The organism is Pantoea sp. EKM10T, from assembly GCF_011800685.1.
In the GTDB taxonomy this organism is placed as follows: Bacteria; Pseudomonadota; Gammaproteobacteria; order Enterobacterales; family Enterobacteriaceae; genus Pantoea; species Pantoea agglomerans.
This window is the reverse complement of sequence record NZ_JAALEU010000008.1, coordinates 49021-74747: the sequence shown is the minus strand read 5'-3', so window position 1 is coordinate 74747 and position 25727 is coordinate 49021. Positions and strand designations below refer to the sequence as shown.

Sequence of the window (25727 nt, the reverse complement as noted above, 5' to 3'; positions counted from 1 at the left end):
TATAAACCCCTTTCTTTTGATTCAATCAGGCGATTTCTCCTATGCGTTTAAACCCCAGCCAACAACGTGCCGTCGAATTTGTTACCGGTCCCTGTCTGGTGCTGGCGGGCGCGGGATCGGGCAAAACCCGCGTGATTACCAATAAAATCGCCCATCTGATCCGTGAATGCGGCTATCAGGCGCGCCACATCGCCGCGGTGACCTTTACCAATAAAGCCTCGCGCGAAATGAAAGAGCGTGTGGCGCAGACGCTGGGCCGCAAAGAGGCGCGCGGCCTGCTGATCTCCACCTTCCATACGCTGGGGCTGGAGATCATCAAACGCGAAACTGCGGCGCTGGGCATGAAGTCAAACTTCTCGCTGTTCGACGATCAGGATCAGCTCGCCCTGCTGAAAGAGCTGACAAAAGAGTGGCTGGAAGAGGATAAGACGCTGCTACAGCAGCTCATCTCCACCATCTCGAACTGGAAAAATGATCTGATCGACCCGCAGGGCGCCGCCGCGCTGGCGCGATCACAGCAGGATAATATTTTTGCTCACTGCTACGCCCTCTACAGCCAGCATCTTAAGTCGTGCAACGTGCTCGATTTCGACGATTTGATTCTGCTGCCGACGCTGCTGCTGCAGCGTAATCAGGAGGTGCGTGAACGCTGGCAGCAGCGTATCCGCTATCTGCTGGTGGATGAGTATCAGGATACCAACACCAGCCAGTATGAACTGGTTAAGCTGCTGGTGGGCGCTCGGGCGCGCTTCACGGTGGTGGGCGATGATGATCAGTCTATCTACTCCTGGCGCGGCGCACGCCCGCAGAATCTGGTGCTGCTGAATCAGGATTTCCCGGCGCTGGAGGTGGTGAAGCTGGAGCAGAACTACCGCTCTTCGCAGCGCATACTGAAAGCGGCAAATATCCTGATTGCCAATAACCCGCACGTCTTTGAGAAGCGGCTCTTTTCGGAGCTCGGGCAGGGCAGCGAGCTGAAGGTGCTCACTGCCAACAGCGAAGAGCATGAAGCGGAGCGGGTCACCGGCGAGCTCATCGCGCATCACTTTATCAACCGGACGCAGTACAAAGATTACGCGATTCTTTATCGTGGTAACCATCAGTCCCGGACCTTTGAAAAGTTTCTGATGCAGAACCGCATCCCTTATCGCATCTCTGGCGGTACTTCGTTCTTCTCACGGCCCGAGATCAAAGATCTGCTCGCCTATCTGCGCGTGCTGACCAATCCTGAGGATGACAGCGCGTTTCTGCGCATCGTCAATACGCCGCGCCGTGAGATTGGCCCGGCTACGCTGCAGAAGCTCGGTGAGTGGGCCAACCTGCGCAGCAAGAGCCTGTTTAACGCCAGTTTTGATGTCGGTCTGGGGCAGACGCTGAGTGGTCGCGGTCTGGAGCATCTGCAGCGGTTTACGCACTGGCTGAATGAGATTATCCAGCTGACCGAACGTGAGCCGGTGAACGCGGTGCGTGATTTGATTCGCGGCATCGACTACGAAAGCTGGCTGTTCGAAACCTCCGGCAGTCCGAAAGCCGCAGAGATGCGGATGAAGAACGTCAACACGCTGTTTCAGTGGATGACCGAAATGCTGGAGGGCAGCGATATCGATGAGCCGATGACGCTGGCGCAGGTGGTGACGCGCTTTACCCTGCGCGACATGATGGAGCGCGGTGAAAGCGATGAAGAGCTGGATCAGGTGCAGCTGATGACGCTGCACGCCTCCAAAGGGCTGGAGTTCCCCTATGTGTTCCTGGTGGGCATGGAGGAGGGGCTGTTACCGCATCAGAGCAGCATCGATGAGAATAATATCGAAGAGGAGCGTCGCCTGGCCTACGTGGGGATCACACGGGCGCAGAAAGAGCTGACCTTTACCCTGTGTCGCGAACGCCGGCAATATGGCGAATTAATCCGGCCGGAGCCGAGCCGTTTTCTGCTGGAACTGCCGCAGGACGATCTGCAATGGGAGACCGAGCGCAAAGTGGTCAGTGCAGAGGAGCGGATGAAAACTGGTCAGAGCCGGGTGGCCGGTCTGAGAGCGATGCTGGATAAGGCGAAAAAGAGTTAAACCAGTGCAGGAGGCGAAAGAGATTCGCCTCACGCTACGGCAATTACGACAGGGTTAATAACCAGTGGACGTAAGACTGATAATGGCTTTCCTGCTCCAGCAGCTCACTGCGCAACGGATGGGCCTCCAGCCAGCCCGCGGGCAGGGTCAGATGCAGGGCATCATCGTCTGCCTGTAGCCGCACCGCAGGCAGGGTGTCATCGCGACGGCGGGTGGAGAAAATAATCGCCAGCCGCAGCAGACGGCACATCCGTTCCGCCAGCCGCGGCGGCAGGGCGTTCTGCTGAGTCAGCAAAGCCAGATCGATGCTGCCGCTCTGGTTTTGCAGTAAACAGGCCAGCAGTTTCTTCTGCGCCGGTGTGAAACCAGGAAGATCGAGGTGACGCACCAGATACGCCGCATGCTGCGGCGCATGACGGAAGTCAACGCTCAGGCCGATTTCGTGGATCGCGCAGGCGCTGAGCAGCAACTCACGACAGCGCTGATCCAGCTTCCACAACGTGGAAACCTGACGGAAAAAGCTCTCCGCCAGCTGACGCACGCGATCCGCCTGCTCGACATCAATGCTGAAACGGCGCTGGACGTTATGCAGCGTACGGGTTCGGATATCCCGGTCGATGGGCAGATGCAGCATGCCGTAGACCAGTCCTTCGCGCAGTGCGCCGCCCGCCAGCGTCATGCTATCGATACTGAGCTCCTGGAAGATGGCGATCAGAATCGACAGGCCGCTGGGGAACACCAGCGCCCGCTCCAGCGTCAGCCCTTCGATTTCCAGCTCTTCCAGTTTGCCGCACTGAATGGCGCGCTGCTTCAGCTGCTGCAGCTTATTCAGCGTGATGCGCTCATCCATGCCCTGCGCCACCATGATCTCCTGCAGCGCCTGAACCGTGCCTGAAGCACCAACACAGGCCTGCCAGCCCTGCTCACGCAGCTGCGCTGCAATGGGCTGGATCATTTCACGCGCCGCCAGCTCGGCCTGGTCAAAGTTCTCTTTTGCCAGATGACGATCGCTGAAGAATCGCTCCAGCCACGTCACACAGCCCATCGACAGACTGAACAACACCGACGCGTGCGATCCGTCGCCGGTGGCCAGCTCGGTGCTGCCGCCGCCGATATCGACCACTAAACGCTGGTCGGAACCGCCGGTGGTGTGGGCCACGCCCTGATAAATCAGGCGCGCCTCTTCTTCACCGCTGATGACGTTGATGGTACAGCCAAGGATCTGTTGGGCGGTGTCGAGGAAGGTCTGCGCATTGGCAGCCAGACGCAGCGTGGCGGTCGCCACCACGCGGATCTGATCGGGGGGAATATCCTGCAGTTGTTCAGAGAACAGTCTGAGGCAGTGCCAGCCTCGCGACATCGCGTCGGCTGACAACAGGTTATTTTTATCCAGACCGGCAGCAAGGCGAACCTTGCGCTTAATTTTTGCAACGGTCTGGATACTGCCAGAGACCTCGCGCACCACCAACATATGAAAGCTGTTAGATCCTAAATCAATCGCTGCATAAAGTGACGATGCGCTTAGCATGGTGGCCTTAACCTGAACGTTTACGGTTGTTGTTGCGTGGAGCACCGCGACGATTGGCGTTATTCCCTCCGCGACGTGGGCCATTGCCGGAACGGCTGCGTTGCAGACGCTTAGGCGGCGGTAAATCCGTTAACAACGCTTCGCTGCTGTACTTGCTGACCGGGATGCTGTGGCCGATGTACTCTTCAATCGAAGGCAGATTCAGCGCGTATTCTTCACAGGCCAGGCTGATTGAATGACCGCTGGCGCCTGCACGACCGGTACGGCCAATACGGTGAACGTAATCTTCACAGTCGTCTGGCAGATCGTAGTTAAAGACGTGGGTAACAGCCGGGATGTGCAGACCGCGAGCAGCCACGTCAGTGGCGACCAGAATATCCACATCACCTTTGGTGAAGTCATCCAGAATGCGCAGGCGCTTCTTCTGGGCAACGTCGCCGGTCAGCAGGCCGACACGATGTCCATCGGCAGCCAGGTGGCCCCAGATATCTTCACAGCGGTGCTTGGTGTTGGCGAAAATAATGGCGCGATCGGGCCACTCTTCTTCCAGCAGGGTCTGCAACAGGCGAATTTTCTCTTCGTTAGACGGATAGAAAAGCTCTTCCTGAATGCGATGGCCGGTTTTCTGTTCCGGTTCCACTTCCACATATTCAGCACTGTTCATGTGCTCAAACGCCAGTTCACGGACGCGGTAGGAGAGGGTCGCCGAGAACAGCATGCTCAGACGCTGAGTCGCCGGCGGCATGCGACGGAACAGCCAGCGAATATCTTTAATAAAGCCGAGATCGAACATACGATCGGCTTCGTCCAGCACCATGACCTGAATAGCACCGAGGTTGACGTGATTCTGTTTCGCGTAGTCGATCAGGCGACCGGTGGTAGCCACCAGAATATCAACGCCCTGCTCCAGCACTTTAAGCTGTTTGTCATAACCGTCTCCGCCATAGGCGAGACCCAGTTTCAGGCCGGTTGAGGCGGTAAGGGGTTCTGCATCTGCATGAATCTGCACAGCAAGTTCACGCGTCGGCGCAAGAATTAATGCCCGTGGCTGGTTAACCTGACGACCTTCCGCCGCAGGATGAGAGAGAAGATGATGAAACGTTGACGTCAGAAACGCCATCGTTTTGCCGGTACCGGTTTGCGCCTGGCCTGCAACATCACGCCCTGAAAGCGTAAAAGGCAGAGCTAACGCCTGAATCGGCGTGCAGTATTGAAAGCCTTTAGTATCAAGGGCTTCCACCACTTTTGGGTGCAGGGCGAAGTCGGAAAACTTCTGTTCAGTTAAGTGTGTTTTGCTCATAGTGTGGTAGAATATCAGCTTACTATCGCTTTACGAAAGCGTATCCGATGAAATAAAGTCAACCAACATTGGTATATTTTACGCCAATTCGCCAGGCATAATCTTGTGGAGTAAAACATGAGCAGCGATAAAATCGTTCATCTGACTGATGACAGTTTCGACACCGACGTGCTGAAAGCCGACGGCGTTACACTGGTAGATTTCTGGGCTGAATGGTGCGGTCCTTGCAAAATGATCGCGCCAATCCTTGATGAAGTTGCAGAAGAGTATGATGGCAAGCTGACCATCGCTAAGCTGAATATTGATGATAACCCAGGCACGGCACCGAAGTATGGCATTCGTGGTATCCCGACGCTGCTGCTGTTTAAAAATGGCGAAGTCGCCGCGACCAAAGTGGGCGCGCTGTCTAAAGGCCAGCTGAAAGAGTTCCTGAACGCCAATCTGGCGTAATTCAGGGCTGAATGTCCGGCAGTGGTGAATTTATCTCCTGCTGCTGGACGTTCGCTTTCAGGCGTGCTAATTTACCAGCACTGCATTACGAACTTACCTTGTAGTTAGCATCTAAAAGTTTTCCCTTGTTGAACCCTGTCGCCCTGTACCTTATAAAGATAGAACGGTTCAGCAATCTTACGGTTAGCTCCAACTCTGGCATCACATTCGGACATCTCCCTGCATACCGATCGCCATTCCATACGATGATCGTCAGGAAGAGCCGAAAAGAGCCATTAACGGCATGGATTAGTTGCCATACCATTCACGACAAACATTCCGAGTATTACCCCGAGTTTAAGAACCCATCACTATGAATCTTACCGAATTAAAGAATACGCCGGTTGCTGAGCTGGTTACTCTCGGCGAAAATATGGGACTGGAAAACCAGGCTCGTATGCGCAAGCAGGACATTATCTTTTCAATCCTGAAGCAGCACGCGAAAAGCGGCGAAGACATCTTCGGTGATGGCGTGCTGGAGATCCTTCAGGATGGATTTGGATTCCTCCGTTCCGGAGACAGCTCCTACCTCGCCGGCCCTGATGATATCTACGTTTCCCCTAGTCAAATCCGCCGCTTCAACCTCCGCACTGGTGACACCATCTCTGGCAAAATTCGTCCACCGAAAGAGGGTGAACGTTATTTTGCGCTGCTGAAAGTTAACGAAGTTAACTACGACAAGCCGGAAAATGCGCGTAATAAGATTCTGTTCGAAAACCTCACGCCGCTGCACGCAAATAAACGTCTGCGTATGGAGCGGGGTAATGGCTCAACGGAAGATTTAACCGCTCGCGTACTGGATCTGGCATCGCCAATTGGTCGTGGCCAGCGTGGTCTGATTGTTGCACCACCGAAAGCCGGTAAAACCATGCTGCTGCAGAACATCGCGCAGAGCCTGGCGCACAACTATCCGGACTGTACCCTGATGGTACTGCTGATCGATGAGCGCCCGGAAGAAGTCACCGAGATGCAGCGTCTGGTGAAAGGCGAAGTTATCGCCTCAACCTTCGATGAGCCAGCTTCACGCCACGTTCAGGTTGCTGAAATGGTGATTGAAAAGGCCAAGCGTCTGGTTGAGCACAAAAAAGATGTCATCATCCTGCTCGACTCCATTACACGTCTGGCACGTGCTTACAACACCGTGGTTCCTGCTTCAGGTAAAGTCCTGACCGGTGGTGTGGATGCCAACGCCCTGCATCGTCCAAAGCGTTTCTTTGGTGCTGCACGTAACGTGGAAGAGGGCGGTAGCCTGACCATCATCGCGACCGCGCTGGTTGATACCGGTTCGAAGATGGATGAAGTGATTTACGAAGAGTTTAAAGGTACCGGTAACATGGAACTGCATCTCGCCCGTAAAATCGCTGAAAAACGCGTCTTCCCGGCGATTGATTACAACCGCTCTGGTACGCGTAAAGAAGAGCTGCTCACCTCTCAGGAAGAGCTGCAGAAGATGTGGATCCTGCGTAAGATTATTCACCCGATGGGCGAAATCGACGCAATGGAATTCCTCATCAACAAGCTGGCGATGACCAAAACTAATGATGAATTCTTCGATATGATGAAGCGTTCTTAATCCGATACTGCCTGGCCGAACCACAGATTCGGCTTTTTTAGTCCAGATGCGCAGAAAATCGACCTCACGCCACGTCTCAACGTGGCGTTTTTCATTTGTGAGCTATAGGATTGAACACTGGCAGGAGCATTTATAATGACTGTGGTAGCGATGGCGAACTTTTGACCGTTCGTCTGTCTCTTTATGCAGAATTCGGAATCCGACACAGCGATAGGCGCGTTTTTTCGCGTATTGTTGTGCGGGATGTTAGCTGAGAGCGTTTAACGTGAATTTACTCACTATGAGTACTGAGCTTGGTTTAATTTTTCTCTTTTCCCTGGCTTTCCTCTTTTTTGCTCGAAAAGCAGCTAAAAAAATTGGTTTAGTTGATAAGCCTAACTCACGTAAACGCCATCATGGCGCGATTCCGTTGGTGGGCGGCATTTCTGTGTTCGCAGGTATCTGCTTCACGTTTGCCATTACCAACTACTATCTGCCTCACGCGCTGCTCTATCTGGGCTGCGCCGGTGTTCTGGTGCTGGTTGGCGCACTGGATGACCGTTTCGATATCAGCGTCAAGATCCGCGCGGTGGTGCAGGCCATTGTCGCGCTGGTGATGATGTTTGGCGCAAAACTCTATCTGCTTAGCCTGGGCTTTATCGTCGGCCCGTTCGAGCTTATCGTGGGACCCTTCGGCTATGTGCTGACGCTGTTTGCCGTCTGGGCCGCGATCAACGCCTTTAATATGGTGGATGGGATCGACGGTCTGCTGGGCGGGCTCTCCTCGGTCACTTTTGCCGCCATGGGGATCATCCTCTACTTCGACGGCCAGACCAGCCTCGCGATGTGGTGTTTTGCGATGATTGCCGCCACGCTGCCCTATATCCTGCTTAACCTCGGCTTCCTTGGCCGTCGCTTCAAAGTCTTTATGGGCGATGCCGGCAGCACCATGATCGGGTTCACCATTATCTGGATTCTGCTGGAAACGACGCAGGGTCTGAGCCATCCCATCACGCCCGTTACCGCACTGTGGCTTATTGCCATTCCTCTGATGGATATGGTGGCGATTATGTATCGTCGCCTGCGTAAAGGCATGAGTCCGTTCTCGGCTGACCGTCAGCACATCCACCATCTGATTATGCGTGCCGGCTTTACCTCCCGTCAGGCCTTTGTACTGATTACCGTTGCGGCGGCTATTCTCGCCGGTATCGGTGTGCTGGGCGAATATCTGGCATTTATCCCGGAGTGGGTGATGCTGCTGCTATTCCTGGGCGCGTTTATGGTTTACGGCTACTGCCTCAAACATGCGTGGCGCGTGGCGCGACGTGTCCGCCGCATTAAGCGCCGTCTGAGCCATCATCGCGAAGCAAAAAACAAATTACCCTGAAAAGAGCTGATAAAGGATACCTCTGCCATGCCTTCTGACGTTGTGGACAACGAACTGGATATTCGCAGCTTTTGCTGCCGTTTATGGCGTGGCAAGCGCTGGATTATCGGGCTGGCGCTGCTGTTTGCTCTGGTCGCCTGGCTGGCCACGCTGCTGCTGAAACAGGTCTGGAGCACCACGGCGATCACCGATCGTCCGACGGTGAACATGCTGGGTTCTTACTATGCACAGCAGCAATTTCTGACCAATCTGGATGTGCGCAACAACGCCTTAACCCTGGCCGCACCTTCACCTACGGTGATGGATCAGGTTTATCAGGAGTTCACCATGCAACTCGCCTCCTGGGATACACGTCGTGAGTTCTGGCAGCAAACGGATTATTACAAGAGTCGTAAAACCGGCAATGCGCATAATGATGCCGCGCTGCTCGACGATATGATCGGCAATATCCTGTTCACGCCCGCTGACGCGGCACATAACCTGCCCGATAACGTCAAACTGAAAGCGGAAACCGCAGGCGACGCCAATAATCTGCTGCGTCAGTACATCGCCTATGCCAGTGAGCGCGCCGCGCGTCATCTGAATGATGAGCTAAAAGGTGCCTGGCGGGCGCGTACCGACCAGTTGCAGGCGCAGGTGAAACGTCAGGAAGATGTGGCTAACGCGGTGTTTCAGCGCCAGCAGCATCGGCTGGAGCAGGCGCTGAAGATCGCCAGCCAGCAGGGCATCAATGAGAAACAGACGCGTGAAGCGGGTGAAAATCTGGCAGACAGCGACCTGTTTCTGCTGGGCCAGCCCGTTTTACAGGGACAGCTGGATACGCTGCGCGCTACCGGTCCGGAGTTTGATATCAGCTATGATCAGAACAGAGCAATGCTGACCACGCTGCAGACCGGGCCAAAACTGAACAGCCAGTTCCAGACCTACCGTTATCTGCGTACGCCGGAAGAGCCGGTATCACGTGACAGTCCGCGACGTCTGTTCATGATGATTATGTGGGGTGCCATTGGGGCATTAACAGGCGCGGGAGTGGCGCTGGCACGTCGTCCGCGTCTGATGTCAGACACGCATGAGTGAGAGAAACAGTGTGAAAGTTCTGACGGTATTTGGTACTCGTCCCGAAGCGATCAAAATGGCACCGCTGGTTCAGGCGCTGGCGCAGAATCCCGCTTTCGAATCGCGACTGTGCGTCACCGCACAGCATCGCGAAATGCTCGATCAGGTGCTGCGCCTGTTCAAGCTGCAGCCGGACTATGATCTCAATATTATGCGTCCCGAGCAGGGGCTGACCGAGATCACCTGCCGCATTTTAGAGGGCATGAAAACCGTCCTGCTCGACTTCAAACCGGACATCGTGCTGGTGCATGGTGACACCACCACCACACTGGCGGCGAGCCTGGCGGCATTTTATCATCAGATTCCGGTCGGGCATGTGGAGGCCGGTCTGCGTACCGGCGATCTCGCCTCGCCATGGCCGGAAGAGGGTAACCGTAAACTTACCGGTCATCTTGCCCATCTGCATTTCACCCCCACCTCCCGATCGCGTCAGAATCTGTTGCAGGAAAATCTGCCCGATGCGCGCATTATCGTGACCGGCAATACGGTCATTGATGCGCTGCTGTGGGTTCGCGACAGGGTGCTGGATGACAGCAATCTGAATGCACAACTGGCGGCGCGCTATCCGTTTCTCGACCCGGATAAGAAACTGGTGCTGGTCACCGGACATCGTCGCGAAAGCTTTGGTGGCGGCTTTGAACGTATCTGCAGCGCGCTGGCGCAGATTGCCCGCCAGCATCCCGAGGCGCAGATTGTCTATCCGGTGCACCTTAATCCCAATGTCAGCGAGCCGGTAAACCGGATTCTCAGCGGCATTGAGAATATCATTCTGATTGAACCACAGGAGTATCTGCCTTTTGTCTGGCTGATGAACCGCGCCTGGCTCATCCTCACTGACTCCGGTGGCATTCAGGAGGAAGCGCCTTCGCTGGGTAAACCGGTGCTGGTGATGCGTGACACCACCGAGCGGCCTGAAGCGGTCGACGCCGGCACCGTCAAACTGGTGGGGACCGATATCGCCCGAATCGTGGCGGAGGTCAGTACCTTGCTGACTGACGACGCTGCCTGGCAGGCGATGAGCCACGCCCATAATCCGTATGGCGATGGCAAAGCCTGTGGTCGTATTTTACAAGCCTTAAAAGATAACCGAGCCGAATTATGAGTTTTGAAACCATTTCCGTGATTGGACTGGGATACATTGGGCTGCCGACGGCAGCCGTTTTTGCCTCAAAGGGAAAAAAAGTGGTGGGCGTGGATATCAATGCGCGCGCCGTTGAAACCATTAATCGTGGCGCGATCCATATCGTGGAACCCGATTTAGATCAGGTGGTGCATGCGGCCGTTACGCGTGGCGATCTGCGCGCCACCACGCAGCCGGAAGCCGCCGACGCTTTTCTTATCGCCGTACCGACCCCTTTTAAAGATGAGCATCAGCCCGATCTGCGCTTTGTGAAAGCCGCGGCGGAGTCGATTGCGCCGGTACTGAAAAAGGGCGACCTGGTGATTCTGGAGTCGACCTCACCGGTGGGCAGCACCGAACAGATGGCCGACTGGCTGGCGGCGGCGCGTCCCGACCTGCGCTTTCCTCAGCACGGTGATACGCCCGATATTTTTGTGGCTTACTGTCCGGAGCGCGTGCTGCCTGGTCAGGTGATGGTTGAGCTGATTAACAACGACCGGGTGATTGGCGGCATGACGCCAGCCTGTTCCGCCCGCGCCAGCGAGCTTTATCGGCTGTTTTTAAAAGGCGAATGCGTTGAAACCAACGCCCGAACCGCCGAGATGTGTAAGCTGACAGAAAACAGCTTCCGTGACGTGAATATCGCCTTTGCCAATGAGCTGTCGCTGATTTGTGCCGATCAGGGGATTAACGTCTGGGAGCTGATTGCGCTGGCGAATCGCCATCCGCGCGTCAACATTCTGCAGCCGGGCCCAGGCGTCGGCGGTCACTGTATCGCCGTCGATCCCTGGTTCATCGTGGCGCAGAATCCTGAATTAGCCCGCCTGATCCGCACCGCGCGCGAGGTCAATGACGCCAAGCCGCAGTGGGTGCTGGACCAGGTGAAAACCGCGCTGGCGGACTGCCTGACACAGACCGGCAAGCGCGCCAGCGATATCACCATCGCCTGCTTTGGCCTGGCCTTTAAACCCAATATTGACGACCTGCGCGAAAGCCCGGCGGTGGGCGTGGCACAGAAAATTGCAGAGTGGCACAGCGGCACCACCTGGGTGGTTGAACCCCATATTGAGCAGCTTGCTGACGCACTGGCCGACAAAGCCGTGCTGGTCTCTGCCGGGCAGGCGCTGGAACAGGCCGATATTCTGGTGATGCTGGTCGATCACCGCGCCTTCCGCGCCATTGATGGCGCCAGCGTTCAGCAGAACTGGATTGTCGACACCAAAGGTGTGTGGCGATGAGGCGTTTTCTGATCACGGGCGGTGCCGGGTTTATCGGTTCTGCACTGGTGCGCTTTCTGATCGCAGAAACCGAACATCAGGTGGTGGTGGTCGATAAACTCAGCTACGCCGGAAATCTGGCGTCACTCGCCAGCGTTGCCGACTCGCCCCGCTTTCATTTTGAGCAGGTCGATATCTGCGATCGCCCGGCACTTGATCAGGTGTTTACCCGTCATCAGCCAGACTGTGTGATGCATCTTGCGGCTGAAAGCCATGTGGATCGTTCGATTGACGGGCCGGTAGCCTTTATCGAGACCAATATTGTCGGGACTTATCAGTTGCTGGAAGCCGCGCGTTTTTACTGGCAAAACCTGGATAACGCGCGCAAAACCGCCTTTCTGTTCCACCATATCTCGACCGATGAAGTCTTTGGCGATCTGCACGACAGCCAGGCTTACTTCACCGAAACCACACCCTATGCGCCAAGCAGTCCTTACGCCGCCAGCAAGGCCAGCAGCGACCATTTAGTGCGAGCCTGGCTGCGCACTTACGGTCTGCCCACGCTGGTCACCAACTGTTCAAATAACTACGGCCCCTGCCATTTCCCGGAGAAGCTGATTCCGCTGACCATCATCAATGCGCTGGCCGGGAAAGCCTTGCCGGTTTACGGCAACGGACAGCAGATTCGTGACTGGCTCTACGTCGAAGATCACGCCCGCGCACTCTATCAGGTGGTCAGCCATGGCAAGCCAGGCGAAACTTATAATATTGGCGGCCATAACGAGCGACGCAATATTGAGGTGGTTGAAACTATCTGCAGCCTGCTTGAAGAGCTGGCCGCAGAGCAGAAACCTGCCGGGCTGGCGCATTACCGCGACCTGATTACCTATGTCACTGACCGCCCCGGTCACGATCAGCGCTATGCCATTGATGCCAGTAAAATCGCGCATGAACTTGGCTGGGTACCGCAGGAAACCTTTGAAAGCGGCATGCGTAAAACCGTGGCATGGTATCTGGCCAATCCCACCTGGTGGCAGGCTATTCTGGATGGCCGCTATCAGGGCGAACGCCTTGGCTTATCGCAATAAACCCGCGTAAGGAGCAGCGATGAAAGGCATCATTTTAGCGGGAGGGTCGGGCACGCGGTTACACCCGATAACCCGTGCAGTATCAAAGCAACTTCTGCCGGTTTACGACAAACCGATGATCTACTATCCGCTCTCCGTGCTGATGCTGGCGGGTATTCGCGACATCCTGTTAATTACCACGCCGGAAGATCGGGCGCAGTTTGAACGGCTGCTGGGCGATGGCAGTGAATTTGGGATACGCCTCAGCTATGCGGTGCAGCCAAGTCCCGATGGGCTGGCGCAGGCCTTTATCATCGGCGAATCCTTTATCGGCGAGGATAATTGCTGCCTGGTTCTGGGTGATAACCTCTATTTTGGCCAGGGCTTCAGCCCCAAGCTCCGCAAAGTTGTTGAACAGAATCGTGGCGCAACGGTGTTCGGCTATCAGGTCATGGACCCGGAACGTTTCGGCGTGGTGGAGTTTGACGATAACTTCAAGGCGATCTCGATTGAAGAGAAACCACAGCAGCCGAAATCGCGCTGGGCAGTAACCGGGCTCTATTTTTATGACAATCAGGTTATTGAATTCGCGAAACAGGTGAAACCCTCAGAGCGGGGCGAGCTGGAAATCACGGCCATTAACCAGATGTATCTGGAGCGTGGTGAGCTGACGGTCGAACTGCTGGGACGAGGTTTTGCCTGGCTGGATACCGGCACGCACGACAGCCTGGTGGAAGCCAGCATGTTTGTGCAGACGGTGGAAAAACGTCAGGGCTTTAAAATTGCCTGCCTGGAAGAGATTGCCTGGCGCAACAGCTGGCTGAGTGATGACCAGCTGCGGGCCGCGGGTGAAGCGCTGACAAAAACCGGCTACGGCCAATACCTGCTGGATTTATTACATGCCCGTCCACGTCAATATTAATCCCCTTAGCTGGGAGAGCGCATTCTTCGGTGTGAATACCGTGCGGCTGGAGCCGCAAGGTGACATTCCGCTGGAACAGGCGCTGCGTCATCCCTGTGCGCTGATGCAGATAAAAGTCGCTGCCAGCGAGACGGCGCTGATTGATACGCTGCAGCAGCACCAGTTCCGGCTGGCTGAAGGCGAAGCAGATCTGGCGCTGGCGGTGAAACAGACTGAACGGCAGGCGGGAATTCGCATCGCGCGCGAAGCCCAGATTCCGCTACTGCGCGATGCTGCCTCACAGCTCTTCAGCCAGAGTCGTTTTCGCGCGCCCTGGTATGCGCCGGACGCCAGCGGACGCTTCTATGCGCAGTGGATTGAAAATGCGGTACGCGGGGCGTTTGACGATCAGTGTCTGGTGGCAAGCGATGCCGCGGGTCAGCTGCAGGGATTTGTTTCGCTGCGCGCGGTGGATGGCGATGCCCGCATTGGCCTGCTGGGCGTACTGCCCGACGCGCAGGGCCAGGGGCTGGGTCAGCGACTGATGCTGGCGGCGGCAGACTGGGCGCGGGTACGACAGCTGGCTCAGCTTCGGGTTGCTACCCAGCTCAGCAATCTCACGGCGATGCGCCTCTATTTACGCAGCGGTGCCCGGCTCGACAGCACCGCGTACTGGTTTTACAGGAAAGGTCATGATTCCATTTAATGCGCCCCCGATTGTGGGCACAGAAATTGAGTATATGCAGTCGGCGATGAACAGCGGCAAGCTGTGCGGCGATGGTGGATTTACCCGTCGCTGTCAGCAGTGGATGGAGCAGCGGTTTGGCAGCAAAAAAGTGCTGCTGACCCCCTCCTGTACCGCTTCGCTGGAGATGGCGGCGCTGTTAATCGATCTGCAGCCCGGCGATGAAGTGATTATGCCGAGCTACACCTTTGTCTCTACCGCCAACGCCTTTGTGCTGCGCGGCGCCCGCATTGTGTTTGTCGATGTGCGCCCGGACACCATGAACATTGATGAAACGCTGATCGAAGCGGCCATCACTGAAAAAACACGCGCTATTGTGCCGGTCCATTACGCAGGCGTGGCCTGTGAAATGGACACCATTATGGCGCTGGCGGCAAAGCATAAGCTGTTTGTGATTGAAGATGCGGCGCAGGGCGTGATGTCACGCTACAAAGGTCGTGCGCTCGGCACCATCGGTCATATTGGCTGCTTCAGTTTCCACGAAACCAAGAACTACACCGCCGGCGGCGAAGGTGGCGCGACGCTCATTAACGACGCCAGCCTGGTCGAGCGCGCCGAGATCGTGCGGGAAAAAGGCACCAATCGCAGCCAGTTCTTCCGGGGTCAGGTCGATAAATACACGTGGCGCGATATGGGATCGAGCTATCTGATGGCCGATCTGCAGGCAGCCTATCTCTGGGCGCAGCTGGAAGCCGCTGAAGGTATCAACCAGCAGCGGTTACGCATCTGGCAGCGTTACTACGATGCGCTGCAGCCGCTGGCGGCTCAGGGACGCATCAGCCTGCCGGTGATCCCCGCCAGCTGTGAACACAATGCGCACATGTTCTACATCAAACTGCGCGATCAGGACGATCGTCAGGCGCTGATAAACTGGATGAAAGAAGCCGAGATACTGACGGTGTTTCACTATATTCCGCTGCACAGTTCGCCCGCCGGTGAGCGGTTCTCGCAGTTTGTCGGCGACGATCGCTTTACCACCCGGGAAAGTGAACGCCTGCTGCGTCTGCCGCTGTTTTATAACCTGTCGGATAACAATCAGAGCACGGTTATCAGCTCACTGCTGAGCTTCTTTTCCTGATGTCATTAGCCAGAGCCTCAGTGTGGACCGCATCGTCCACGCTGGTAAAAATTGTGGCCGGCCTGCTGGTCGTCAAACTGCTGGCGGTCAGCTTCGGACCCGAGGGTGTCGGCCAGGCGGGGAACTTCCGTCAGTTGATCACCGTGCTGGGCGTGCTGGCGGGCGCAGGCATCTTTAATGGCGTCACCACCTATGTGGCGCAGTATCAGCAGCAGCCCGAACAGTTGCGGGCGATGGTGGGCACGGCATCAACCATGGTACTGGGCTTTTCCGGTGTGCTGGCGCTGCTGTTTCTGCTGGCGGCGGCACCCATCAGCATCGCGCTGTTTGGTCACGACCGCTATCAGGGCGTCATCCGCGTGGTGGCCTTTCTTCAGCTCGGCATCGCCTGGGCCAACTTTACCCTTGCACTGCTGAAGGGCTATCGCGACGCGCGCGGTAATGCGCTGGCGCTGATTCTCGGCAGCCTGATTGGCGTGGCGGGCTATCTGCTCTGCTGGTGGCTGGGCGGCTATCAGGGTGCGCTGACCGGGCTGGCGCTGGTGCCGGCTTTGCTGCTGCTGCCTGCACTCCTGATGCTGAAACGCCGTGCGCCGCTGCCGCTTAGCTGGCTGCGACCGCAATGGCATCCTGAGCTGGCCCGTAATCTGGCAAAATATACCCTGATGGCGCTGATCACCGCCGTGACCCTGCCGGTCGCCTGGGTGCTGATGCGTAATCTGCTGGCGGAGCAGCAGGGCTGGGCACAGGTCGGATTGTGGCAGGGCGTCACCAGCATTTCCGATGCCTATCTGCAATTTATTACCGCGACGTTTAGCGTCTGGCTGCTGCCGACGCTGGCGCGGCTGGATAACAAACGCGACATCGCGCGCGAGATTGGCCGTGCACTGCGCTTTGTCCTGCCCGCCGTAGCGGTTGCCAGCCTGGGTGTCTGGGTACTGCGCGATTTCGCCATCAGCCTGCTGTTCTCTGAAGCGTTTCGCGGGATGCGCGATCTCTTTGTCTGGCAGCTGTGCGGCGATGTTTTTAAGGTCGGCGCCTATGTTTTCGGATATCTGGTTATCGCCAAAGCCTCGCTGCGCTTTTATGTTCTGACTGAGATCAGCCAGTTCATGTTGCTGACCCTGTTTTCACGCTGGTTGATCCCGTTACATGGCGCGGCGGGTGCGGCGCAGGCCTATATGTTTACCTATATGGCTTACTTTGCCCTGTGTTGTGGCGCTTTTATTGTTTACTGCCGGAAAAAATGACTTTAATTCACGTTTTGGGATCGGACATTCCCCACCACAATCTTACGGTGCTGCGCTTTTTCAACGACGTACTCAGCGTTGAGCAGCCTGCGGCTGCGCAACGCCATTTTATGGTGGTGACGCAGCAGCCCGAGAGCCTGACGCCGTTCAGTGCGTTGCAGATCGAGTGCTTTACCAGCAAGAAAGCGCTGGCGCAGGCGGTACTGCAGCGCGCCAGAAATCGTCAGCAGCGTTTTTTCTGCCACGGACAGTTTAACCCGTGGATCTGGCTGGCGTTACTCAGCGGTAAGCTGCGTCGTTCACAGCTGTTCTGGCACGTCTGGGGCGCCGATCTTTATGAAGATTCGCGCAGCCTGAAGTTCCGCCTGTTCTATCTGGTCCGCCGGATAGCGCAGGGGCGGGTTGCACAGGTTTTTGCGACCCGGGGCGACCTGCATCACTATCAGCAGCGCCATCGGCGCGTACCCGGTTCACTGCTCTATTTTCCCACCAGAATGCCCGCCGCAGCCGTTGAATCTGTCCCGTCGGAGCCTTTTACGCTGTTGCTGGGCAACTCGGGCGATCCGAGTAACCGACACATCGAAGGCTTAAAAGCGATTCACGCGCAGTTTGGCGAGCAGGTGCGTATCGAGGTCCCTTTGGGCTATCCGCCAGGTAATGAGGCTTATATCAGCCAGATTAAGGCCGCTGCCGATGCGCTGTTCCCGAACGGGCAGGTGAATCTGATGCGTGAAAACCTGGCGTTTGATGATTACTTAGCCCTGCTGGCGCGCTGCCATGTCGGCTATTTTATGTTTGAACGTCAGCAAGGGGTGGGAACACTCTGCCTGCTGATTCAGGCCAACGTGCCGTTTGTCCTGACCCGCAAAAATCCATTCTGGCGTGATGTGGCAGAGCAGCAGCTTCCGGTATTGTTCAGCGAAGATACGCTGTCGCCTGCGGTGATCGCCGAGGCACGTCGTCAGCTGATAAGCTGTGATAAACAGGCTATCGCCTTTTTTGCGCCGGGTTATCTGGCGGGCTGGCGAGCCGCGTTACAGCTCAGCGAAGGGGAGTTGTCATGAGTCTTATGCAGTTTGGCGGCCTGCTGGTGGTCTATCTGCTGTCGCTGGTTTTTATTCTGACCCTGACCTGGCGGGAGTTTAAGCGCGTCCGTTTTAACTTTCATCTGTTCTTCACGCTGCTGTTCTTACTGACCTTTTACTTCGGCTTCCCGCTGACCTCCGTGCTGGTGTTTCGCTTTAATGTTGAAGTGGTGCCGGTTGAGAACCTGCTGGAGGCGCTGCTGTCGGCCACGGCGTTTTACGCCATTTATTACGTCAGCTATAAAGTGCGGCTGAAACCCGCCAGCGCGTCTCCGGCGAAGCCCTGGCTGCAGATGAATCGCGTCGAAACCCATCTGACCTGCGTGATCCTGGCGCTGGTGGCGCTGGGTACCGTGACGGTGTTCTTCATTCATAACGGTTTTCTGCTGTTCCGCCTGACCGCCTATAACCAGATTTTCTCCAGTGAAGTGTCGGGTGTAGCGCTTAAGCGCTTCTTCTATTTCTTTATTCCGGCGATGCTGATCCCCTACTTTTTGAGCCCGACGCGCCGCAACTGGCTGCTGTTCCTGGTGGTGACCGTTGCCTTTGGTTTACTGACCTACGCGCTGGTGGGTGGTACCCGCGCCAATATCATTATTGCGTTTGCCCTGTTCCTGTTTATCGGGATTACCCGTGGCTGGATCACTTTGTGGATGCTGGCAACGGCGGGCGTGCTGGCGATTGCAGGAATGTTCTGGCTGGCACTGCGCCGCTATAACCTCGACGTTATGGGCGATGAAGCGTTTTATACTTTCCTCTATCTGACGCGTGATACCTTCTCGCCGTGGGAGAATCTCGCCTTGCTGCTGGATAACTACGCCAGAATTGAGTTTCAGGGGCTGGCACCGCTGTGGCGTGATTTCTACGTTTTCATTCCGACCTGGCTCTGGCCGGATCGGCCGCTGGCAGTGTTAAACAGTGCTAACTACTTTACCTGGGAAGTGCTGAACAACCATTCTGGTCTGGCGATTTCACCCACGCTGATAGGGTCGCTGGTGGTGATGGGCGGCGTCTGGGCGATTCCGATCGGTGCGGTCGCGGTAGGGATGATTATAAAAGCCTTTGATGCAATCTATCAGCGTGGCTGTCTTGAGACCAACCGTTACACCGGCGCCATCCTGCAAAGCTTCTGTTTTGGCGCGGTCTTTAACATGATCGTGCTGGCACGCGAAGGCCTTGATGCGTTCGGTTCACGCGTGGTGTTTTTCTGCATCATTTTTGCTGCCTGTCTGGGCATGGCTAAATTACTTTTCTGGTTACTGGATCGCGCAGGTTTGATTCGCGACCGCAGCAGGCGGGTGTTGCACAGCCTGCTCTGAGTAGCCTCTGGGATTGACGGAAGATATGACAAAGTTAACTGAGACGCCGCAGTACCGGATTCGCGGCGTTGAGTTGTATGGCTTCGAAAACATGCCGTCGGCGGTGAATTTTCTGATGCCGCCGCACAGCGTACGCAGCGGTATTTTAGTGGCGATTAATGCGGAGAAGATCCTGACCGCTGAGCGGGATGAGGGATTACGTACGCTGTTAGCGCAGGCGGAATATGCATACGCCGATGGCATCAGCATTGTGCGCTCGATTCGTAAAAAGTATCCACACGCGTCGGTGCAGCGCATTGCGGGTGCTGATTTATGGGAAGCGCTGATGGAACGCGCCGGGCGGGAAGGGACGCCTGTATTTCTTATCGGTGGTCGTCAGCAGGTGCTGGATGAAACCTGCGATAAGCTACGTCGTCAGTGGAATGTGAATATTGTCGGGGCGCAGGACGGCTATTTTGCGCCAGCCGATCAGGATGCGCTGTTTGCCCGGATTGCGGCCAGCGGCGCGAAGCTGGTGACTGTAGCGCTGGGGTCGCCCCGTCAGGAGCTATTGATGCTGGCGTGCCGTGCGCACTGGCCTGATGCGCTCTATATGGGCGTGGGTGGAACGTACGATGTTTTCACCGGCCATGTGAAGCGAGCGCCTGAGATCTGGCAGCGGCTGGGTCTGGAGTGGCTCTATCGTCTGATTCGGCAGCCTGGCCGCCTGCGCCGGCAATTAAAACTGCTTAAATATTTGCGCTATCACTGGCGTGGCGATCTCTGATATTGCTGATAAATGCCGCATTTTTACGCGTTGTGAGAGTGGAAATGCACTATTTGTCGACAAAATGCACAAAGCGTAATCAAACGCGTCTTTTTATTTAAAAAGCACTAGACACGATGGGCGCTTATCTCTAGTATGCACATCCGCAACGGCGCTACGCGCCCGTAGCTCAGCTGGATAGAGCGCTGCCCTCCGGAGGCAGAGGTCTCAGGTTCGAATCCTGTCGGGCGCGCCATATCGTTTGTGCGCATGAGCTTCGGTGGTTGATTTACCGCGGTTGGCAGTAGAGATTTAAATGCTGCAGGTTTTTAACTTGTGACATTAAGTATTGTGGTGGCTATAGCTCAGTTGGTAGAGCCCTGGATTGTGATTCCAGTTGTCGTGGGTTCGAGTCCCATTAGCCACCCCAGATTTTGCTGGGAAACGCGAAGGTGGCGGAATTGGTAGACGCGCTAGCTTCAGGTGTTAGTGTCTTAACGGACGTGAGGGTTCAAGTCCCTCTCTTCGCACCAGGCAAAACAGTTAAAAAAATCGGCGAGTAGCGCAGCTTGGTAGCGCAACTGGTTTGGGACCAGTGGGTCGGAGGTTCGAATCCTCTCTCGCCGACCATTTTAGAAACCTGTCTGAAAAGACAGGTTTTTTTTCGTCTGCAGAAAAGAGGATGAGGACCTCCGAAGGAGGTTTGAGCCGAGCGTAGCGAGACAACGTTGCTTCAGCAACGGCCCGAAGGGCGCTGCTCGCAGAGCAGAGTAATCCTCTCTCGCCGACCATTTTAGAAACCTGTCTTAAAAGACAGGTTTTTTTTCGTCTGTAGAAAGAGGATGAGGACCTCCGAAGGAGGTTTAGGTGGGTACAGCTAAATAAGTTTGCTGTAAATCCGAGCCTGCGAAGGGAACATGGTCAGATCGGAAAGTCGCTTAAGCCATCCATGGCCGCTCGGCCCACACGATTACGCACCTCATCCCTGAGGTGCGCCCGTAAACGGGCCAACGCTTTGCGTTGTTCAAAAACGCTCCCGGCGTTTTTGTCCCTGGCGTGGGACGCTTTCCTCCTCTGACCGCATTCCCTGCGCATTGAGCATCTTCATTGCTGTAAACCCTAGCCCGCACAGCGGTGAGAGCGGCCAGCGTGTGCGCTTATCCGTTGCAACCAGAGTTACTATGCTTTGATTCCGCTCGCAATATAAGCAGTAGCAACAGCGTCGTGAATTGCCGACAAATAAGTCATTGTTATTGTTGATTTCACAGAGAGATTTGCCTTGCTGTCTCCATTCAGAGACAGAGAAAATGCCAGCTGTCGCTGGATACCGACATTTCCCGACAGGCCTGTTGAATGAAGCTTTGAGCTAATTCTTTAACATGCTGATTTATTGTGATTTTAAAAATAATCATAAACCTGGCATGGCTTGTGCAATACTTCTGCTGTAGATGCTCATTCCACCTCTTATGTCTGCTGATGCTACATAAACCTGGGAATGATGCAGAGCCAATTTTAGGTACCTGTTGTCTGCCTGCCTGTATCGCGAAAGCCTTACAGGGTTAACAGACACCACGTTGAGTCAGGTACCTCCCGGTTGTCTTACCGACCTGATCTTACACCTGCCACTGGCAGGTGTTTTTTTTTGCCTGCGAAAGCGTGCTGGCAGATTGCGGGCACAAAAAAGCCGGGCAAGCCCGGCTTTATCAGGTATGAAAAGAGGATCAGGCGTTGGGATTGTTCTTCAAGGTGAGCAACAACCCTTCACGACGCATCTTCGCCGCTTCTTCCGGGCGACGCAGACGATCATAAACATCCGCCAGCCATGCATAATCAAATGCGTCAGGACGCTGTGCCAGCGCCTGCTGCAGTGCCTCAGCAGCCTGCTGCCATTCACCATGACGCATCAGCAACTGCCCCAGCGTACTGTGCAGCAGCGGTGTTGCGCCGTGTTGTTTGATTTGCTGGCGCAATACTTTCTCCAGCGCTTCCGGATTACCGCTTTTGATGCGAGGCATCAACAGTACCAGACGATCGTCATAATGACGCTTGAGGCCCTCCAGCACGATCGATTGCGCGGTGTCGTGATCGTTGCATTCAATCAAATGATCCGCCATGGCCACCTGCAGCGTCGTTTCCTGACGGGTTTTGCGGCTCAGATCGTTCCACCAGCGCTTCAGCCCATCGCTGCCCTGGTCGGCCATCGCCTGATTCATCAGACCCAGCCAGGCCTGCTGCTGTAATGCATCACGATGCAGCTCATCGCCGACCTGCGCCTTCTGCATGGCGGGCAGAATATCCAGCAATGCACTCCAGGCACCAGTACGGCCATACGCCTGTTCGGCCAGGCGCAGCACTTCAGGATGACGCGGTGCCACTTCCAGCAGACGGTCAATGCTATGACGCGCAGCATGATCTTCGTTACGTGCCAGCTGAATACGTGCGCGGGCAATTTCTACCGGAATGGTGTTGCTCTCCGACAGCTCTGCAGCACGTTCAAGATGCTGATTGGCACGGATTTCATCACCACGCTGTTGCGCAGCTTCTGCTGCCAGCAGGTAGTTCGCCACTGGCACATCAGCGTGATCGGCATCTTTAGAAAGCAGTTTTTCCACCTGACGGTGATCGCCTTCTGCCAGCTTCATCAGTGCCGACTGAGTATGACGCTGGGCGCGACGGCGTTTACGTCCGGTAAACCAGCCACGGGTACGCGCGCCGGTGTGCAGCACGCGGCGCAGCAGCCATTCCACGGCCAGAATCACCAGCAGGCTGAGGATGAGGATAATGACCAGGCCGGTGACGCTGGTTTCGATGTTCCAGTTATCGGTCTGAATCAGCACATAACCCTGATGACCGGCAATCATCGGCCCCAGCACCACGCCAGCAATCAGAAGGATAAAGAGGATAAATACCTTAAGCATGCTTAGCCTCCCTGCTGATTAGCAGCGGCAGAAGGTTGCGCTAACAGGTTCCGGACGCGGGTCTGCATCAGCTGTTCCAGCAACGGCTGACTTTCCAGGTTATCCGGCAGGTCCATATTGATGTTCTGCTGGCTCAGCTCATCCAGCTGGGCAAGGAAGGCTTTGGTAGCGGCATCATTGGTGTCGTACCAGGCGCGAACCCATGCGGACACGGTGTCGATAGATTGTTTATAAATCTCATCCTGATGACGCGGTACCGCCTGAGCAGCAATCAGCAGACGCGAGCGGATATTCTCACGCAGGTAAACATCCTGATTAGGTGCCAGCAGCGGCTGGGCGGTGTTATCGCGGCGGCGGATGGTAATAAAATCATCCATAAAGTTATGCCAGCTTTTCACCAGATTCTGACGCCATTCGCGCACGGAACCTGACAGTTCACCGCCATCGCTGTCCATCGGCGCATCATCGCTGTCATTATCGGCCAGACGCAGATTATCAACGTTGTTCGACAGCTGGTTCAGTTTGAGGATCACGCCGTCATAATCGACCTGCGTAACCGAAGAGAGGTTACTGATATCCTGGGTCAGCGCACGACGCACATTCATGACGCTGGGATCATTCATGTCGGCCAGGCTGGCATCGGCGCTTTTCAGCAGTGCAGCGGCGGTGGTGACATCCTGGTCGCTCCAGAGTTTGCGGCCAGCCAGTTTCACCAGATAGTCCGCCTGTGCCAGCAACCAGCTGCGCACGTCGTTGCCAGAAATCACGGCCACTTTTTCACGCAGGGTTTCCAGCTCTTTTGCTGACGCGTTTTGCTGTGTCTGGGCTGTCTGCAACGCGGTTTCGGCGCCGCTCAGTTGCTGAGTCAGCTGCTGTTTGTCGCTGCTGGCCTGCTGTTGCAACGCGCTTAATTGTTCGCTCAGCTTCTGATTGGTTTGTGCCTGTAAATCAGCCTGATGTTTCCCGTTAAGGTATAAACCCGCACCAATCGCCAGCGCAATGACAATCGCAACTGCACCCAGCACCATGCCACCATTTTTCGCATTACGCGGTGGTGTGCTGTTGCTGGAAGGAGAGCGGTCGACCGCTGGGGTGGTTTCTTCAACCATGGCGGAGGAGTCTTTTTGTTCCGTCATATGTGGCACATCCCATTGTTAAAGTTCAGCGTAACGCGCGCAGCAGCGCATCGTTATCGGCACCATCGGCTACCTGAATATCCTGCCAACCCAATCCTGCGGCCAGGGTAGCCAAACGTTCACTGACGACAACCAGTCGGCAGTTGAGCAGCCATTCCTCGCGATCAACTGCGGGGAACAGCGAAAAAAGCTGTTGTAACATTTCACCGCTGGTCACCACCAGCACGGAGACACCGCGATCGCGCCAGCGGCGTCCTTCAACGGGTCCATCATAATACTTCTGGCAGCGCTGATAACAGGCTGCAAACGACACCTCAGCACCTCGCCGGGTTAACGTCTGAGCCAGCAACTCGCGTCCGGGATCGCCACGCAGGATCAGCGCACGTTTACCCGCAACCTGCTGAAGGGTATTCAGCCGGATCAATTCTTCACTGGTTTCATGTGCATGAGGCCAGGTTACCTGCTGTCCGCTGGCGGTATGAAACGCCAGGGCGGTGCTGCGACCAATTGCATAATAGTCCAGCTCAGCGGGCCATGCTGTGACGGTGTGTTGTGCGTAATGTATAACCTGCTGAGAAAGGATAAAAACCAGGTCGCCAGGGCGAAGTGCGGCGAGCTTTTGTGGCAGAGAGGTGAGATCAGCGCCCGGCGCAAATTCGATCAGCGGCAGGCTCCACGCCTGTTTGCCAAGGGCATGCAGGCGTGACACCAGCTCTGCCGCTGCGGGTTCCGGGCGCGTCACCAGAATGGTCATGCCGGCGGCTGCCCCTGGTAAACTTCTTTCAGGATTTCACGCGCGCCGCCATTGAGCAGTTCATCGGCCAGTGAAATGCCCATCTGTTCAGCCTGAGCGCGGGGACCCCGGCGTTCGCCGCTGACCATGACCCGGCCATCCGGTGCGCCGACCATGCCGCGCAGCCAGAGGTCATCGCCTTCCAGCACCGCGAAACTGCCGATTGGCACCTGGCAGCCACCCTCTAAACGGGTATTCATGGCGCGCTCCGCTCGGACACAGACTTCGGTGTCATCGTGATTCAGCGCCTGCAACAGGCCAATTAAGGTGGTGTCGTCCAGACGGCATTCAATGCCGACCGCACCCTGACCCACGGCGGGCAGGGAAACTTCGGCAGGCATCGCCTGACGAATGCGATCTTCCAGTCCCAGGCGTTTCAGCCCGGCGACAGCAAGAATAATCGCGTCATACTCTCCGGCATCAAGCTTGCCGAGGCGGGTGCCGACATTGCCCCGCAGCGAGCGGATAACCAGGTCCGGACGGCGCGCACTAATCTGGCACTGACGGCGCAGGCTGGACGTGCCGACAATGGCACCCTGTGGCAGCGCGTCGATGGAGTCATAATGATGAGAAACGAACGCATCGCGCGGATCGTCGCGCTCGCAGATGGTTACCAGGCCCAGACCTTCCGGGAAATTGACCGGCACATCCTTCATCGAGTGCACCGCCATATCGGCACGGCCATCCTGCATCGCCAGCTCAAGCTCTTTGACAAACAGCCCTTTGCCACCCACTTTTGCCAGCGGCGTATCAAGGATGATGTCACCTTTCGTGACCATAGGCACCAGCTCAACGCGCAGTCCCGGATGGGCACTCATGAGTCGTTGCTGTACATAATGTGCCTGCCATAATGCGAGCGGGCTTTGTCTTGTAGCAATTCTGAAAATTTTGTCTAACATGCTGTTAACCATTTTTATC

21 protein-coding genes, 4 tRNA genes and 1 other RNA gene are annotated in these 25727 nt (G+C 56.0%); 20 read left to right on the top strand and 6 right to left on the bottom strand.

Going from position 1 to position 25727, the window contains the following annotated elements:
• The first annotated feature begins 41 nt into the window (after nt 1-41).
• Nucleotides 42-2063 carry a DNA helicase Rep gene (gene rep / locus HFD95_RS16020; RefSeq protein ID WP_010257384.1) on the top strand — a complete coding sequence of 674 codons (2022 nt, stop codon included), beginning with the start codon at nt 42-44 and terminating at the stop codon, nt 2061-2063.
• A 43-nt stretch (nt 2064-2106) separates the two neighbouring features.
• Here the strand turns inward: rep and gppA are convergent, their stop codons facing one another.
• Nucleotides 2107-3591: a guanosine-5'-triphosphate,3'-diphosphate diphosphatase gene (gene gppA, locus HFD95_RS16015; protein WP_033759447.1), complete on the bottom strand. Its 1485-nt coding sequence runs from the start codon at nt 3589-3591 to the stop codon at nt 2107-2109.
• A 7-nt stretch (nt 3592-3598) separates the two neighbouring features.
• Nucleotides 3599-4891, bottom strand: coding sequence for an ATP-dependent RNA helicase RhlB (gene rhlB / locus HFD95_RS16010; protein WP_167430487.1), 1293 nt, complete (start codon nt 4889-4891; stop codon nt 3599-3601).
• Nucleotides 4892-5008: 117 nt separating this feature from the next.
• Here rhlB and trxA point away from each other — a divergent pair, with 117 nt between their 5' ends.
• The 19 genes from trxA to HFD95_RS15915 all read left to right on the top strand — a co-directional run bounded on the left by trxA (nt 5009) and on the right by HFD95_RS15915 (nt 20753).
• Nucleotides 5009-5341 (top strand): thioredoxin TrxA, encoded by a 333-nt coding sequence (gene trxA, locus HFD95_RS16005; RefSeq protein ID WP_003851963.1) that lies wholly within the window; start codon nt 5009-5011, stop codon nt 5339-5341.
• 352 nt (nt 5342-5693) lie between these two features.
• Complete coding sequence (rho, locus tag HFD95_RS16000; RefSeq protein ID WP_010257369.1) at nt 5694-6953, top strand: transcription termination factor Rho; 1260 nt, start codon at nt 5694-5696, stop codon at nt 6951-6953.
• A gap of 280 nt (nt 6954-7233) precedes the next feature.
• On the top strand, nt 7234-8319 hold the full coding sequence (gene wecA / locus HFD95_RS15995; RefSeq protein WP_022624853.1) for a UDP-N-acetylglucosamine--undecaprenyl-phosphate N-acetylglucosaminephosphotransferase: 1086 nt from the start codon (nt 7234-7236) through the stop codon (nt 8317-8319).
• 27 nt (nt 8320-8346) lie between these two features.
• Entirely contained in the window at nt 8347-9396 is a 1050-nt protein-coding gene (gene wzzE / locus HFD95_RS15990) for an ECA polysaccharide chain length modulation protein (RefSeq protein ID WP_010257365.1), read from the top strand.
• A 10-nt stretch (nt 9397-9406) separates the two neighbouring features.
• Nucleotides 9407-10537, top strand: a complete 1131-nt coding sequence (gene wecB / locus HFD95_RS15985) for a non-hydrolyzing UDP-N-acetylglucosamine 2-epimerase (RefSeq protein ID WP_167430520.1) — start codon at nt 9407-9409, stop codon at nt 10535-10537.
• Nucleotides 10534-11793: a UDP-N-acetyl-D-mannosamine dehydrogenase gene (gene wecC / locus HFD95_RS15980; protein ID WP_010257361.1), complete on the top strand. Its 1260-nt coding sequence runs from the start codon at nt 10534-10536 to the stop codon at nt 11791-11793. Before wecB ends, wecC begins: the two co-directional genes overlap by 4 nt.
• Entirely contained in the window at nt 11790-12860 is a 1071-nt protein-coding gene (rffG, locus tag HFD95_RS15975) for a dTDP-glucose 4,6-dehydratase (protein ID WP_010257359.1), read from the top strand. The genes wecC and rffG overlap by 4 nt, the downstream gene beginning before the upstream one ends.
• A 19-nt stretch (nt 12861-12879) precedes the next feature.
• The gene (rfbA, locus tag HFD95_RS15970) at nt 12880-13761 is read left to right on the top strand and encodes a glucose-1-phosphate thymidylyltransferase RfbA (protein ID WP_167430486.1); all 882 of its coding nucleotides are present in this window, start codon (nt 12880-12882) and stop codon (nt 13759-13761) included.
• Complete coding sequence (gene rffC / locus HFD95_RS15965) at nt 13739-14446, top strand: dTDP-4-amino-4,6-dideoxy-D-galactose acyltransferase (RefSeq protein ID WP_167430485.1); 708 nt, start codon at nt 13739-13741, stop codon at nt 14444-14446. Before rfbA ends, rffC begins: the two co-directional genes overlap by 23 nt.
• Nucleotides 14433-15563, top strand: coding sequence for a dTDP-4-amino-4,6-dideoxygalactose transaminase (gene rffA, locus HFD95_RS15960; RefSeq protein WP_010257349.1), 1131 nt, complete (start codon nt 14433-14435; stop codon nt 15561-15563). The genes rffC and rffA overlap by 14 nt, the downstream gene beginning before the upstream one ends.
• Nucleotides 15563-16813 carry a lipid III flippase WzxE gene (wzxE, locus tag HFD95_RS15955; protein ID WP_167430484.1) on the top strand — a complete coding sequence of 417 codons (1251 nt, stop codon included), beginning with the start codon at nt 15563-15565 and terminating at the stop codon, nt 16811-16813. The genes rffA and wzxE overlap by 1 nt, the downstream gene beginning before the upstream one ends.
• Nucleotides 16810-17877 carry a TDP-N-acetylfucosamine:lipid II N-acetylfucosaminyltransferase gene (locus tag HFD95_RS15950; RefSeq protein WP_163640828.1) on the top strand — a complete coding sequence of 356 codons (1068 nt, stop codon included), beginning with the start codon at nt 16810-16812 and terminating at the stop codon, nt 17875-17877. The genes wzxE and HFD95_RS15950 overlap by 4 nt, the downstream gene beginning before the upstream one ends.
• Nucleotides 17874-19217: an ECA oligosaccharide polymerase gene (gene wzyE / locus HFD95_RS15945; protein WP_061703529.1), complete on the top strand. Its 1344-nt coding sequence runs from the start codon at nt 17874-17876 to the stop codon at nt 19215-19217. Before HFD95_RS15950 ends, wzyE begins: the two co-directional genes overlap by 4 nt.
• A gap of 25 nt (nt 19218-19242) precedes the next feature.
• On the top strand, nt 19243-19983 hold the full coding sequence (gene wecG, locus HFD95_RS15940) for a lipopolysaccharide N-acetylmannosaminouronosyltransferase (RefSeq protein WP_010671671.1): 741 nt from the start codon (nt 19243-19245) through the stop codon (nt 19981-19983).
• A 158-nt stretch (nt 19984-20141) separates the two neighbouring features.
• Nucleotides 20142-20218 (top strand) — tRNA-Arg (locus tag HFD95_RS15935).
• Nucleotides 20219-20316: 98 nt separating this feature from the next.
• Nucleotides 20317-20392 (top strand) — tRNA-His (locus HFD95_RS15930).
• Nucleotides 20393-20408: 16 nt separating this feature from the next.
• Nucleotides 20409-20495 (top strand) — tRNA-Leu (locus HFD95_RS15925).
• A 20-nt stretch (nt 20496-20515) separates the two neighbouring features.
• A tRNA-Pro gene (locus HFD95_RS15920) sits at nt 20516-20592 on the top strand.
• A 31-nt stretch (nt 20593-20623) separates the two neighbouring features.
• Nucleotides 20624-20753, top strand: a non-coding RNA gene (locus HFD95_RS15915) — RtT sRNA.
• 930 nt (nt 20754-21683) lie between these two features.
• On the opposite strand, the gene hemY is transcribed toward HFD95_RS15915, so the two are convergent.
• From hemY to hemC, 4 genes are read right to left on the bottom strand one after another with little or no spacing between them, the layout of a single operon-like run.
• Entirely contained in the window at nt 21684-22880 is a 1197-nt protein-coding gene (gene hemY, locus HFD95_RS15910) for a protoheme IX biogenesis protein HemY (protein ID WP_167430483.1), read from the bottom strand.
• A 2-nt stretch (nt 22881-22882) separates the two neighbouring features.
• Nucleotides 22883-24016 (bottom strand): uroporphyrinogen-III C-methyltransferase, encoded by a 1134-nt coding sequence (gene hemX, locus HFD95_RS15905; protein WP_010257336.1) that lies wholly within the window; start codon nt 24014-24016, stop codon nt 22883-22885.
• Between the two features lie 25 nt (nt 24017-24041).
• On the bottom strand, nt 24042-24770 hold the full coding sequence (hemD, locus tag HFD95_RS15900; RefSeq protein ID WP_033767572.1) for a uroporphyrinogen-III synthase: 729 nt from the start codon (nt 24768-24770) through the stop codon (nt 24042-24044).
• A complete protein-coding gene (hemC, locus tag HFD95_RS15895; protein WP_033780891.1) occupies nt 24767-25708 on the bottom strand; it encodes a hydroxymethylbilane synthase in 942 nt (313 codons plus the stop codon). The genes hemD and hemC overlap by 4 nt, the downstream gene beginning before the upstream one ends.
• Between the last annotated feature and the right edge of the window lie 19 nt (nt 25709-25727).